This is a genomic window from Streptomyces sp. NPDC050528, assembly GCF_044457795.1.
Lineage (GTDB): Bacteria > Actinomycetota > Actinomycetes > Streptomycetales > Streptomycetaceae > Streptomyces.
In genome coordinates this window covers 48,568-60,375 of sequence record NZ_JBITHH010000002.1, presented here as the reverse complement: position 1 = coordinate 60,375, position 11,808 = coordinate 48,568, and the positions used below count along the sequence as shown (strand labels likewise).

At 70.5% G+C, this 11,808-nt stretch carries 14 protein-coding genes; 8 read left to right on the top strand and 6 right to left on the bottom strand.

Features of this window, described 5'->3' with window-relative positions:
• Positions 1 to 11: 11 nt before the first annotated feature.
• Positions 12 to 479: a VOC family protein gene (locus tag ACIBK4_RS07625; protein WP_398993104.1), complete on the bottom strand. Its 468-nt coding sequence runs from the start codon at positions 477 to 479 to the stop codon at positions 12 to 14.
• 94 nt (positions 480 to 573) lie between these two features.
• A complete protein-coding gene (locus ACIBK4_RS07620) occupies positions 574 to 1,464 on the bottom strand; it encodes a neutral zinc metallopeptidase (RefSeq protein WP_398993102.1) in 891 nt (296 codons plus the stop codon).
• A 345-nt stretch (positions 1,465 to 1,809) separates the two neighbouring features.
• Here ACIBK4_RS07620 and ACIBK4_RS07615 point away from each other — a divergent pair, with 345 nt between their 5' ends.
• The 3 genes from ACIBK4_RS07615 (at position 1,810) to ACIBK4_RS07605 (ending at position 4,930) form a co-directional block, all read left to right on the top strand.
• Complete coding sequence (locus tag ACIBK4_RS07615) at positions 1,810 to 3,408, top strand: ABC-F family ATP-binding cassette domain-containing protein (RefSeq protein WP_266767336.1); 1,599 nt, start codon at positions 1,810 to 1,812, stop codon at positions 3,406 to 3,408.
• A 368-nt stretch (positions 3,409 to 3,776) separates the two neighbouring features.
• Positions 3,777 to 3,995 carry a helix-turn-helix domain-containing protein gene (locus ACIBK4_RS07610; protein WP_019060653.1) on the top strand — a complete coding sequence of 73 codons (219 nt, stop codon included), beginning with the start codon at positions 3,777 to 3,779 and terminating at the stop codon, positions 3,993 to 3,995.
• A 122-nt stretch (positions 3,996 to 4,117) separates the two neighbouring features.
• Positions 4,118 to 4,930 carry an enoyl-CoA hydratase/isomerase family protein gene (locus ACIBK4_RS07605; RefSeq protein ID WP_398993099.1) on the top strand — a complete coding sequence of 271 codons (813 nt, stop codon included), beginning with the start codon at positions 4,118 to 4,120 and terminating at the stop codon, positions 4,928 to 4,930.
• 37 nt (positions 4,931 to 4,967) lie between these two features.
• On the opposite strand, the gene ACIBK4_RS07600 is transcribed toward ACIBK4_RS07605, so the two are convergent.
• Positions 4,968 to 5,759: a nucleopolyhedrovirus P10 family protein gene (locus tag ACIBK4_RS07600; protein WP_398993097.1), complete on the bottom strand. Its 792-nt coding sequence runs from the start codon at positions 5,757 to 5,759 to the stop codon at positions 4,968 to 4,970.
• Between the two features lie 87 nt (positions 5,760 to 5,846).
• Here ACIBK4_RS07600 and ACIBK4_RS07595 point away from each other — a divergent pair, with 87 nt between their 5' ends.
• From ACIBK4_RS07595 to amaP, 5 genes are read left to right on the top strand one after another with little or no spacing between them, the layout of a single operon-like run.
• Positions 5,847 to 6,332: an Asp23/Gls24 family envelope stress response protein gene (locus ACIBK4_RS07595; RefSeq protein WP_398993095.1), complete on the top strand. Its 486-nt coding sequence runs from the start codon at positions 5,847 to 5,849 to the stop codon at positions 6,330 to 6,332.
• A gap of 55 nt (positions 6,333 to 6,387) precedes the next feature.
• Positions 6,388 to 6,573: a hypothetical protein gene (locus tag ACIBK4_RS07590; RefSeq protein WP_019060657.1), complete on the top strand. Its 186-nt coding sequence runs from the start codon at positions 6,388 to 6,390 to the stop codon at positions 6,571 to 6,573.
• The gene (locus ACIBK4_RS07585) at positions 6,570 to 6,965 is read left to right on the top strand and encodes an Asp23/Gls24 family envelope stress response protein (RefSeq protein ID WP_398993092.1); all 396 of its coding nucleotides are present in this window, start codon (positions 6,570 to 6,572) and stop codon (positions 6,963 to 6,965) included. Before ACIBK4_RS07590 ends, ACIBK4_RS07585 begins: the two co-directional genes overlap by 4 nt.
• Positions 6,962 to 7,657, top strand: coding sequence for a DUF6286 domain-containing protein (locus ACIBK4_RS07580; RefSeq protein WP_398993090.1), 696 nt, complete (start codon positions 6,962 to 6,964; stop codon positions 7,655 to 7,657). The genes ACIBK4_RS07585 and ACIBK4_RS07580 overlap by 4 nt, the downstream gene beginning before the upstream one ends.
• Positions 7,658 to 7,662: 5 nt before the next feature.
• A complete protein-coding gene (gene amaP / locus ACIBK4_RS07575) occupies positions 7,663 to 8,241 on the top strand; it encodes an alkaline shock response membrane anchor protein AmaP (protein WP_398993088.1) in 579 nt (192 codons plus the stop codon).
• 116 nt (positions 8,242 to 8,357) lie between these two features.
• On the opposite strand, the gene ACIBK4_RS07570 is transcribed toward amaP, so the two are convergent.
• The 3 genes from ACIBK4_RS07570 to ACIBK4_RS07560 form a co-directional block, all read right to left on the bottom strand.
• A complete protein-coding gene (locus ACIBK4_RS07570) occupies positions 8,358 to 9,113 on the bottom strand; it encodes an SDR family oxidoreductase (RefSeq protein WP_398993086.1) in 756 nt (251 codons plus the stop codon).
• 5 nt (positions 9,114 to 9,118) lie between these two features.
• On the bottom strand, positions 9,119 to 10,906 hold the full coding sequence (locus ACIBK4_RS07565) for a glycoside hydrolase family 15 protein (protein WP_398993084.1): 1,788 nt from the start codon (positions 10,904 to 10,906) through the stop codon (positions 9,119 to 9,121).
• Positions 10,907 to 10,977: 71 nt separating this feature from the next.
• A complete protein-coding gene (locus ACIBK4_RS07560; protein ID WP_398993082.1) occupies positions 10,978 to 11,772 on the bottom strand; it encodes an SURF1 family protein in 795 nt (264 codons plus the stop codon).
• Between the last annotated feature and the right edge of the window lie 36 nt (positions 11,773 to 11,808).

The following is an 11,808-nucleotide window of genomic DNA, read 5'->3' as shown; positions in this document are numbered from 1 at the left end:
GCCAGGCGGGGTCAGGTCCCTGTCTTCGGTATCTCCGGCAGCTCCGGAGCGTACGTACCGAAGCTCCAGATGTTGCCCTCGGCGTCCCGGGCCATGTAGTCCCGCGATCCGTACTCCTGGTCCGTCGGGGGCATCAGGATCTCCGCGCCGTGCTCCACGGCCCGCCGGTGATGGGCGTCGACGTCGTCCACGACGATGTACACACCGGTGGGACCCGCGCTCTTCATCGCCTCGTCGAAACGGCCGCCGCGGCCCTTGGAGCCGAGCATCACCGCGCCGTTGCCCTGCACCAGCTCGGCGTGCATCACCGAGCCGTCCTCGCCCTCGTACACCGCGAGTTCGGTGAAGCCGAAGGCCTCCGTGAGCTGCCGGATCGCCGCCTTCGCGTCCGTGTACAGCAGGGACGGGTAGATGCTCGGACGCCCGCTGTTCTCGCCTGCCATGCCGATCACTTCCTTGTGCATCGGGTGGTCGTCCATCGGGTGTTTTTCGATGGTCTGAGTGCTTTCGACGAGTCTTGCACCCGCCACTGACAACGCCCCCCGAACCGGGCACAGCGGCCGCCGACCACCCTCAGCGAAAGGTGTTGCACTGCGCCATGTCCCCGGTCTTGTAGCCCGTGTAGAACCACTGCTGCCGCTGCGCCGCCGACCCGTGCGTCCAGCTCTCCGGCGTCACCCGGCCCTGGAACCGCTCCTGGATCCGGTCGTCGCCCACGGCCGCCGCCGCGTCCAGGCCGTCCCGGATGTCGGCGTCCGTGAGGCTGGTGATCAACGGCCGCCCGGTCGATTCGTCCTTCGTGGTGGTCGCGTGGTGCGCCCAGACCCCGGCGTAGCAGTCGGCCTGCAGTTCCACCTTCACCGCGTTGCTGTTCGCACCGGTCCGCCCGTCCTGCGACCTGCCGAGCGTGCCCATCAGGTCCTGGACGTGGTGCCCGTACTCGTGGGCCACGACGTACGCCTGCGCGAACGGCCCGCCGCTGGAGCCGAACTTCGTCCGCAGCTCGTCGAAGAACCCCAGGTCCAGATAGACCTTCCGGTCGCCGGGGCAGTAGAACGGCCCCACCGCCGAGGTCGCCGTCCCGCACGCGGTGGCGACCTGCCCGCTGAAGAAGACCGTCGGCGACCGCGTGTACGTGCCGCTGCGCCGCCGGAACTCCTGCGTCCAGAAGTCCTGCACGCTGTTGACCACCGCCACGATGCGGCAGTCCTCCTTGGTGTTCGCGTCCTGCCCGGTACGGCAGGTCGACTGCACCTGGGCGAGCGAGGACGCGGTCGCAGCCGGGGAGTCACTGCCCGACGACAACCCCAGGTTGTCCGGACCGACACCGAAGAAGAGCCCCAGCAGCAGCGCGATCAGCCCCGCGAGGCCACCGCCCACGGTCGCCCGGCCACCGGGAATCCGGCTGCCGCGCACGTCCTGTACCTCGGAGGTGTCCAGATTCGCGTCGTCGTCGAACTGCATGGCGTCATCCTCGCCCGCCGCCCCCACGAAAGCGCCGGGGAGCGTCCGAACGAGGGACACCCCCCCCGACCCTGCCCGCCGAGCCTGCACGCACGCGTGCCTTACGTCACGGTGCGGCGGCCGCTCATCTCCCGCCGACGGCCCGGACCGCGCAGCTCATCGCCATGGACGACCTCTACCCGATCACCCCTGGCTGCCCGCCCCAGGGCAATGACCCGCCGTACACAGGAAAAGCGCTTGCACGGCCCCGTTAGACTTGGCCCATGGCCATTCTCCTCGCGCATTAGACGGCGGGAACGTCCTCAGCCGCCCCTTCCGCCTACGACCCCGCTCTGGAGTCTGACCGTGATCTCCGCCTCCGGTATCGAGCTGCGCGCCGGTGCCCGCGTCCTCATCGAGTCCGCCACCTTCCGTGTCGCCAAGGGCGACCGCATCGGTCTGGTCGGGCGCAACGGCGCCGGCAAGACCACCCTGACCAAGGTCCTGGCCGGCGAGGGCCAGCCCGCCGGCGGCACCGTCACCCGCTCCGGCGAGGTCGGCTACCTCCCGCAGGACCCCCGCACCGGCGACCTGGACGTGCTCGCCAGCGACCGCATCCTCTCCGCGCGCGGCCTGGACACCCTGATCCGCAAGATGCGCGAGAACGAACAGCGCATCGCCAACGGCAGCGGCGCCACCCGCGACAAGGCCATGCGGCAGTACGAGCGCCAGGAGACGGAGTTCCTCACCAAGGGCGGCTACTCCGCCGAGGCCGAGGCCGCCACCATCGCCGCCGCGCTGAACCTCCCGGACCGCGTGCTCGGCCAGCCGCTCCATACGCTCTCCGGCGGTCAGCGCCGCCGTATCGAGCTGGCCCGGATCCTGTTCTCGGACGCGGACACGCTGCTCCTCGACGAGCCCACGAACCACCTGGACGCCGACTCGATCGTCTGGCTGCGCGACTACCTGAAGACGTACCGCGGCGGCTTCATCGTGATCTCCCACGACACCGACCTCGTCGAGACCGTCGTCAACAAGGTGTTCTATCTGGACGCCAACCGCTCCCAGATCGACTACTACAACATGGGCTGGAAGCTCTACCAGCAGCAGCGCGAGGCCGACGAGAAGCGCCGCAAGCGCGAGCGGCAGAACGCCGAGAAGAAGGCCGCCGCCCTGCACTCGCAGGCCGACAAGATGCGCGCCAAGGCCACCAAGACGGTTGCCGCGCAGAACATGGCCAAGCGTGCCGACCGGCTGCTCGCCGGGCTCGACGCCGTCCGCGTCTCCGACAAGGTCGCCAAGCTGCGCTTCCCGGAGCCCTCGCCCTGCGGCAAGACCCCGCTCATGGCGGAGGGCCTGTCGAAGTCGTACGGCTCCCTGGAGATCTTCACCGACGTCGACCTGGCCATCGACAAGGGTTCGCGCGTCGTCATCCTCGGCCTGAACGGCGCCGGCAAGACGACCCTCCTGAAGCTCCTCGGCGGCGCCGAGAAGCCCGACACCGGCGAGGTCATCGAGGGCCACGGCCTCAAGCTCGGCTACTACGCGCAGGAGCACGAGACCCTCGACCCGGAGCGCACGGTCCTGGAGAACATGCGCTCCGCCGCCCCCGACCTGGACCTGGTCGAGGTCCGCAAGACGCTGGGCTCGTTCCTGTTCTCCGGGGACGACGTCGACAAGCCGGCCGGGGTTCTCTCCGGCGGCGAGAAGACCCGGCTCGCGCTCGCCACCCTCGTCGTCTCGTCCGCGAACGTCCTCCTCCTGGATGAGCCGACGAACAACCTGGACCCCGCCAGCCGCGAGGAGATCCTCGGCGCACTGCGCACCTACAAAGGCGCCGTCGTTCTCGTCACCCACGACGAGGGCGCCGTAGAAGCGCTCCAGCCGGAGCGCATCATCCTGCTGCCGGACGGCGTCGAGGACCTGTGGGGCGCGGACTACGCGGATCTCGTCGCGCTCGCCTGACAGTCAGTCCCATGACGGTCAGCGCCGCGTGACCGAATGCTTGATCCACGGCGTATGGATCATTCGGCCTACCGGTGATCCACCATCTGTGTGAGATCTCCTCGTACCGAGGTGTGTCGTACACCGAATTTCCGGCCGAGCCCTTTATCGACAAGGGCTCGGCCGTTCTGCGTCTCTGACCAGGTACTTCACGGAACAACTCGTTCGGCCGTACGGACGCGACCCTCAGGAATTCCACATTCCGCTTGTGGGGACGCGCTCCTGTCGTCAAAACCTTGTCTTACGGACCTTGCCGAATGGGTGGCCATGAACGCTTGGAGGGGTGATCATGAGGAGACCAAGAGCGCACTTCCCATGAGGAGGCACGGGTGGCCGAGACTCTGAAGAAGGGCAGCCGGGTAACCGGCGCCGCGCGCGACAAGCTCGCGGCAGACCTGAAGAAGAAGTACGACTCCGGTGCGAGCATCCGAGCGCTGGCCGAGGAGACCGGCCGCTCGTATGGCTTCGTCCACCGGATGCTCAGTGAGTCGGGCGTCACGCTTCGTGGGCGTGGCGGGGCGACACGGGGCAAGAAGGCTTCGGCCTGACCCCGGGTGGCTCATCGGCTTCGATGGTGGCCACCCGGTCGGACGACTGACCGACCGGGTGGTTACTGTGCAGTCACTTAGCTCTGTTCTGCTCTGCTGACCGCACACATCGGAGGCGCCCCATGGCTTCGCCCGAACAGGACGACAAGGACCTCGGTCCCGTACTCGACAAGGACGGCGTACGGCTCACCGTCGACGACGCGATCGCCACGGTGACGCTGACCAACCCGGCCAAACGCAACGCTCAAAGTCCTGCTCTCTGGCGGGCGTTGGCGGAGGCCGGGCGGTTGCTGCCGGGCTCCGTCCGTGTCGTGGTGCTGCGTGCCGAGGGCAAGTCCTTCTCGGCCGGACTCGACCGACAGGCGTTCACGCCCGAGGGCTTCGACGGCGAACCGTCGTTCATCGACCTCGCGCACAGCGGTGACGCCGTGCTGGACGGGACCATCGCCGAGTACCAGGAGGGCTTCACCTGGTGGCGACGCAGTGACATCGTGTCCATCGCCGCCGTCCAGGGGCACGCCATCGGGGCCGGATTCCAGCTCGCCCTCGCCTGTGACCTGCGCGTCGTCGCCGACGATGTGCAGTTCGCCATGCGCGAGACCAGCCTCGGACTGGTGCCCGACCTGACCGGCACGCATCCCCTGGTGGGCCTCGTCGGCTACGCCCGCGCGCTGGAGATCTGCGCGACCGGGCGTTCCGTCCTGGCCGAGGAAGCCGTCAGCACCGGCCTCGCGAACATCGCCGTGCCCGCCGACCAGGTCGAGGACGCCGTACGCGACCTGGCGAGCGCACTGCTGGCCGCCCCGCGCGACGCCGTCATCGAGACCAAGGCGCTGCTCCAGGGCGTCCAGGGCCGTGCCTACGACGACCAGCGCGCCGCCGAGCGAGCCGCCCAGGCGCGACGCCTGCGGGACCTGGCCGGCGTAGGCGAATAGGACCGTCAGCCCGCCTTGCCGTCAGCCTGCCTCGCGGTCAGTCCACCTTGGTGATCAGTACGGCCACGGTCGGGTGATCCGGCAGCGCCTCGCCGACCCCCGCGCGGACCTCCCGGGCCACATCCAGGGCCCGGCGGTCCGCGCGCACCGCGAGCTCCACGCGTGCGTGGCGACGCGGCAACGCCCCCTCACCCGCGACCTCCTCGATGTGCACCGCCCGGCCGAGCCCGCCCAGCGCTCCGGTCAGCCGGGCCACACCCGGGACGGCGAGCGCGGCCGCGGCGACCAGGGACTCGACGTCTCCATCAACACGGTCAACCTCGTCCACACGATCAATGTCATCAACATGGTCAATGCCGGCGGTGCGGTCATGATTCGCATGGTCCACATGGACGACATCGTCAACGTGATCAACGTTGTCGACGTCGTCCATATGGTCCAGCAGGACCGTCACCTGTAGATCAACCTCATCCACCACCAGCCCGAGCCGCTCCGCCGAGGCCGCCGCCAGCGCCGTACGCAGCCGGGATGCCGCGGTCGGCAAGGGCTCGGTCGCCACGGCCGCGAAATCGGCCGTGATCCGCAGCGGCCCGGGCGGCAGCGCACCCGGCGGAGCCGGTACGGCAGGCTCGTGCGCGCCCTCGGGATCGGCGAGGGCGATCCGCAGCGCGGCCAGCCGCACGCCCCGTACGTGATGCGCCGCGCCCCGTAGCACCGCCTCGGCGGCCCGCTCGGCGATCCACGCGCCGTCCCGCCGGTCGCCCAGGGGCAGCAGCCTGCCGAGCCGTAGTTGATGCCGTACTGCTCGCGTCCATGCGTCCGCCGTCATTCCTCCAGCCTGCCGCATGTCCAGCGCGCGACCGAGCAACCGCACTTACGGTGGTCGAAGGACGACGACCGAAAGGGATGTACGGCGATGACCGACATGACGGAGCGGAACCGGACACAGGACCCCGACGGCGATCGGGAGCCCCTGCAGACGCGCAAACCCCCCACCAAGCGCGGCGGCGGCAACCCCGCGTCCAGAGGGCGGACCACGATCGCCGACGGTGTCGTGGAGAAGATCGCCGGGCTCGCCGCCCGGGACGTTCTCGGCGTCCATGCCATGGGCAGCGGGCTGTCCCGCACCTTCGGGGCCGTGCGCGACCGGGTGCCCGGCGGTTCGAAGTCGGTGTCCCGGGGCGTCAAGGCCGAGGTCGGCGAGGTGCAGACCGCGCTCGACCTGGAGATCGTCGTCGACTACGGAGTGTCCATCGCGGATGTCGCCCGCGCCGTACGGGAGAACGTCATCGCGGCCGTGGAGCGGATGACCGGGCTCGAAGTCGTCGAGGTCAACATCGCGGTCAGCGATGTGAAGCTGCCGGACGAAGAGGACGACGAACCGGAGCCCAGGCTCCAGTGACCGAGCCGACGAACGAGTCAACGAGCGGGCCGACGAACGAGCTGAGGAGCGCAGGATGAGCAGGGCCGTGGTCGGCATGATCGCCGGAATGGCACTGGGTTTCGCCGGGTACTTCGGCGGGTTCGGGGCCTTCCTGCTGGTGGCGGCCCTGGGCGCCATCGGGTTCGTCGTCGGCCGGTTCCTGGAGGGGGACCTGGAGCTCGGCGACTTCTTCCGCTCGCGTGACGACCGGCGGCGATGACACCCGTGAGCGGCGGGGACGGCGCCGCCGTCGACGAGCGCGGCAGACCTACGGCGGCCGTCCCGCCCGGCGAGCGGGGCGCCACCCGGATCGCCGACCGGGTCGTGGCGAAGATCGCCGCACAGGCCGCACGCGAGGCGCTCGGACCGCTGCCCCCGGAGGTCGCGGCGCCGCATGCGACCGTCGTCGTACACCACGAGACGGTACGCGTACGCGTGCACCTCGAACTCGACTATCCCTGCGACATCGGCGACCGCTGTTTTCAGGTGCGTCGACAAGTGGTTGAGCGGGTACGCGCGTTGGTGGGCATGGAGGTGCCCGAGGTCGCCGTCCACGTGGAACGGCTGCATCCGGCACATGCGCACCGCGCGGCACAGGGGAGGACGCGATGAGCGAGCCCCAAGGCTCCGAAGACACGACCCAGGGCACGACCCAACGACTACCGGTCATCGAGAAGGACACCGACACCGACCCCGGACACGGCGGATACACCGCCGCCTCGGACTACGACCCCGTACCCGTCGTCCGTGACGGCGACGGCAAGGGCGGCCGCTTCTGGTCGGCCCGCCGCGTCCCCGCGGCCGTCGTCGCCGTCCTGCTGCTCGTCGGCGCGGGCGCCCTGCTCTACGACGTCACCGCCGTGCGCGCGGAGCGGCCCGCCGCGCACTGGCGCAGGGAACTGGCCCGGCAACTCGCCCAACGGCCCCTGGACGACACCTGGGTGCTCGTCGGCGCCGGCATCGCCGCAGCCCTCGGCCTCTGGCTGATCGTGCTCGCGCTCACGCCCGGCCTGCGCCAGGTGCTGCCGATGCGCCGCACCCACGCCGACGTCCGGGCCGGCCTGCACCGCGCCGCCGCCGCGATGGTGCTGCGCGACCGGGCCATGGAGGTCTCGGGCGTGCAGTCGGTCCGCGTGCGCACCAGCCGTACGAAAGCCGACGTCCGCGCGGTATCGCATTTCCGTGAACTCGACGACGTACGGGCCGACTTGGACGCCGTCCTCGGCGACGCGATCACCGGGCTCGGACTCGCCCGCCCGCCCGCGCTGTCGGTGCACGTGGGCCGTTCCGGACGGAAGGGATGAGGCCAATGCTCAGGATCGTCAACCGCGCGGTGATCGGCGTAGTAGGCCTCGTACTGCTCGTGCTCGGCGGCTCCGTCCTGGCCGTAGGCCTCGGCGTGAAACCGCCCTCCTGGTGGATCTACGACGGGCGCCACGACGTCCTGCTGAGCGACGCCCGGCGCACGCGCTGGCGCGGCGACGGCTGGTGGTGGCCGACGGTCCTCGCCGTGCTCGCCGTCCTCGTCCTGCTCGCCCTGTGGTGGCTCGTCGCGGTCCTACGGCGGCGCCGGCTCACCGAGGTCGCCGTCAGCACCGGCGACGGCGAGGGCGCGCTGCTGCGGGGCCGCGCCCTGGAAGGCGTCCTCGCGACCGACGCGGGCGACCTGGACGGCGTCGCCCACGCGCACGTGCGGCTCGCCGGCACCCGCACGGCCCCCGAGGCCCGCGTCCAGCTCAGCCTGGAACCACACGTGGACCCCGGAGTAGCCCTCGACCACCTGACGGCCAACGCCCTATCCCACGCCCGAGATTCGGCGGGCCTGGACACACTCCCGACGGAGGTCCGCCTGACGGGCGTCAAGCACCGCGCGGAGAGGGTGAGTTGAAGCCGACCGCGTCGTAACTCCCCTAGGCGCAACCTCCTAGGGGCGCGGGGCTGTGTCGATATGCGGCTCCGCCGCGTGGGCGCGCCCAGCCCCAGGCGACCCCCAGCCATACGACTTCAGAACCCGTGCCGCATCCCACCGTCAACAGGCACCATGATCCCCGTCAGATAGGACGCGGCCGGCGACAGCAGAAACGCCGCCACCCGCCCGAACTCGTCCGAAGTCCCATACCGCCGCAACGGAATCCGCGACTCGTTGGCCGCACGCGTGGCCTCCGGGTCCGCGGACAACCCGTCCAGCTCGCGCACGCGGTCCGTGTCGATGCGGGCCGGCAGCAGCCCCACGACACGGATGCCGCGCGGCCCCAGCTCGTCCGCGAGGGACTTGGCGAAGCCGGCGAGACCGGGCCGCAGCGCGTTCGAGATCGTCAGCCCCGGGATCGGCTCGTGCACCGAACCGGACAGCACGAACCCGATGACGCCACCCGGCTGCAACTCCTCGGCCGCCGCGCGGGCGAGCCGTACCGCGCCCAGGAACACCGATTCGAACGACGCCTGCCACTGCTCGTCGGTGGTGTCCGCGACGAACCCGGGCGGCGGGCCGCCGACGCTCACGAGGATGCCGTCGAAGCCCCCGAAGTGCTCGCGCGCGGCGGCGATCAGCCGGGCCGGTGCCTCCGCGTCGGCGTTGTCGACGGCCACGCCGACCGCGTTCGGTCCCAGCTCGGCCGCCGCGTCGGCGGCGCGCTTCTCGTCGCGCCCCGTGACGACCACCTTCGCGCCGTCGGCCACCAGCTCGCGCGCGGCGGCGTTGCCCAGCCCGCGGGTGGCCCCGGTGACGACGTACACCCGATCCTTCAGTCCAAGATCCATGGCCCCTATCCTGCCTCGTCGTCGCCGAACAGGGTGAGGGCGGTGTTCACCAGGCCGATGTGGCTGAACGCCTGCGGGAAGTTGCCCAGCTGACGGCCGGCCACGGGGTCGTACTCCTCCGCGAGCAGGCCCACGTCGTTCGCGAGGCCCACCAGCCGCTCGAACAGCACCCGGGCCTCCTTCCTGCGGCCCGTCATCTGCAGCGCGTCCACGAGCCAGAAGGAGCACGCCAGGAAGGCGCCCTCGTCGCCCGGGAGCCCGTCCACGGGGGTGTCGGCGGCGGTGTCGTAGCGGCGTACGAAGCCGTCGTGGCCCAGGGCCTCGCGGACGGCGTCGACCGTGCCGACGACCCGTGGATCGTCGGGCGGCAGGAAGCCGAAGCGGGGGATGAGCAGCAGGGCGGCGTCGAGTTCCTGCGAGCCGTAGTACTGCGTGAACGTGTTGCGCACCGGGTCGTAGCCGTTCTCGCACACGTCCCGGTGCACCGCGTCGCGCAGTTCGCGCCAGCCCTCCAGGTCGCCGGGCAGGTCGGCGTACTCCTCCAGGGTGCGGACGGCCCGGTCGGCGGCCACCCACACCATGACCTTGGAGTGCACGAAGTGCCGGCGCCCGCCGCGCACCTCCCACAGGCCCTCGTCCGGCTGTTGCCACTGCCTGCGCAGCCACTCCAGGAGGACGGCCTGGAGCGACCACATGTGCGGCTTGGGGGACAGGCCCGCGCGGCGGGCCAGCCACAGGGAGTCCAGGACCTCTCCGTAGACGTCGAGTTGGAGCTGGTTGACGGCGCCGTTGCCGATCCGGACGGGTGCCGAACCGCCGAAGCCGGACAGGTGTGGGAGTTCGAATTCGGGGAGCCGTCGCTCGCCCGCCACGCCGTACATGATCTGCAGGTCCGCCGGGTCGCCCGCGACCGCGCGCAGCAGCCAGTCGCGCCAGGCCTCGGCCTCCTTGTGGTAGCCCGCGGCGACCAGGGCGCCCAGGGTGAGGCTCGAATCGCGCAGCCAGCAGTAGCGGTAGTCCCAGTTGCGGACGCCGCCCATCTCCTCGGGCAGCGAGGTGGTGGCCGCGGCGACGATGCCGCCGGTGGGGCGGTAGGTGAGGGCCTTGAGCGTGATCAGGGACCGTACGACGATGTCCCTGTAGGGGCCGTCGTAGCGGCAGCGGGCCGCCCAGCGCCGCCAGTCCTTGACGCTGGTGCGCAGTGATTCGTACGGGTCGACGAGCTCCGGACGGGGCTCGTGCGAGGGATGCCAGGTGAGGACGAAGGCGACCTTCTCGCCGGCCTCGACGGTGAACTCCGAGAGGGTGCTGAAGTCCTCGCCCCAGGTGCGTACTTCGGGCTCGCTGCGCAGCCACACCGAGTCGGGTCCCGCGACGGCCACCCGGTGCCCGTCGGACCTGCGCACCCAGGGCACGACCGAGCCGTAGTCGAAGCGGAGGCGGAGCGTGCTCCGGACGGTGACCTTGCCGCTGAGGCCTTCGACGATGCGTACGACGTCGGGGGCGCGGTGGCGCTGGGGCATCAGGTCGGTGACCCGGATCGTGCCCTCGGCGGTCTCCCACTCCGTGTCCAGGACCAGGGTGTCGGGGCGGTAGGCGCGGCGGGTGCAGCGGTCCGCTCCCTCGGGGGCGATGCGCCAGTGGCCGTTGTCCTCGTCGCCGAGCAGTCTGGCGAAGCAGGCGGCCGAGTCGAAGCGGGGCAGACACAGCCAGTCGACCGAGCCGTCCATGCCGACCAGGGCAGCGGTCTGTTCGTCGCCGATGAGGGCGTAGTCCTCGATACGTGGGTGCACGGGGTGCGGGTTCCCTGCCTGTCGGTGAGGCAATCAAGGTTCGGGGCCGGGCGGGTGAAGAAAAGCCCGGGTCACACGGTCGCGGGCTCGGCCTCCGCCGTCTCCTCCTGCTTCGCCGCCGCCTCCCGGCGGTCGCGGGCCTCGCGGCGGGCGAGGACTACGTAGCCGACGGGTACGGCCGCGGCGAACAGCCACCACTGGATCATGTACGCGTAGTTCAGCGGGGCGTCTTCCTTGCCCGGGTCGGAGATCTGCTCCGGGGTGTCGCCCTTCGGCTCCGGCGCGGTCTGCTCGACATAGCCGCCGAGCACCTGGGCGTTGAGCCGCTTCGCCTGTTCCTCGCTGTTGATCAACATGATCTGGCGGTCGGGCAGGCCCTTGATGTCCTTGATGCCGCTCGCCGCGGTCGTCTCGTCGGCCATCAGACGCCCGGTGATGGTGGTCTTGCCGGCCGGCGGCGCGGGGATCTTCGGGAACGCGGTCTGCGCGCCGTTCGCCGGGATCCATCCACGGTTGATCAACACGACCTTGCCGTCCGTCAACACGAACGGGGTGAGGACGTGGAAGCCGACCTCGTCGTCGTCATTCGTACGACGCCGGACGACGACTTCTTTGGAAGTCTCGAAGGTGCCCGTCGCGGTGACGGTGCGGTACTTCTCCGTACGGGTCACCGCGTGCCCGGGGGTGCTGATCGTCTCCACGGGGACCGGCTTGGCGTGCAGCGCGTCCGCGACCAACTGGTTCCGCGCGCTGCGCATCTCGTAGCGGTGCATCTGCCAGATGCCCAGCCTGATCATCGTGGGGATCAGGAGGAGGGTGATCAACGCGAGGATCACCCACTGCCGGGACATCAGGAAGCGGTACACCCCACGACCGTACAACTCGGTCGTGGGGCGCATTCA

What these genes read in the sequence shown, in the direction of transcription:
- ACIBK4_RS07620 (WP_398993102.1), bottom strand. Translation starts at nt 1,464, where the DNA reads ATGCAGTTCGACGACGACGCGAATCTGGACACCTCCGAGGTACAGGAC.
- ACIBK4_RS07570 (WP_398993086.1), bottom strand. Translation starts at nt 9,113, where the DNA reads ATGGATCTTGGACTGAAGGATCGGGTGTACGTCGTCACCGGGGCCACC.
- ACIBK4_RS07605 (WP_398993099.1), top strand. Translation starts at nt 4,118, where the DNA reads ATGGCTTCGCCCGAACAGGACGACAAGGACCTCGGTCCCGTACTCGAC.
- ACIBK4_RS07590 (WP_019060657.1), top strand. Translation starts at nt 6,388, where the DNA reads ATGAGCAGGGCCGTGGTCGGCATGATCGCCGGAATGGCACTGGGTTTC.
- ACIBK4_RS07600 (WP_398993097.1), bottom strand. Translation starts at nt 5,759, where the DNA reads ATGACGGCGGACGCATGGACGCGAGCAGTACGGCATCAACTACGGCTC.
- amaP (WP_398993088.1), top strand. Translation starts at nt 7,663, where the DNA reads ATGCTCAGGATCGTCAACCGCGCGGTGATCGGCGTAGTAGGCCTCGTA.
- ACIBK4_RS07595 (WP_398993095.1), top strand. Translation starts at nt 5,847, where the DNA reads ATGACCGACATGACGGAGCGGAACCGGACACAGGACCCCGACGGCGAT.
- ACIBK4_RS07585 (WP_398993092.1), top strand. Translation starts at nt 6,570, where the DNA reads ATGACACCCGTGAGCGGCGGGGACGGCGCCGCCGTCGACGAGCGCGGC.
- ACIBK4_RS07625 (WP_398993104.1), bottom strand. Translation starts at nt 479, where the DNA reads ATGGACGACCACCCGATGCACAAGGAAGTGATCGGCATGGCAGGCGAG.
- ACIBK4_RS07580 (WP_398993090.1), top strand. Translation starts at nt 6,962, where the DNA reads ATGAGCGAGCCCCAAGGCTCCGAAGACACGACCCAGGGCACGACCCAA.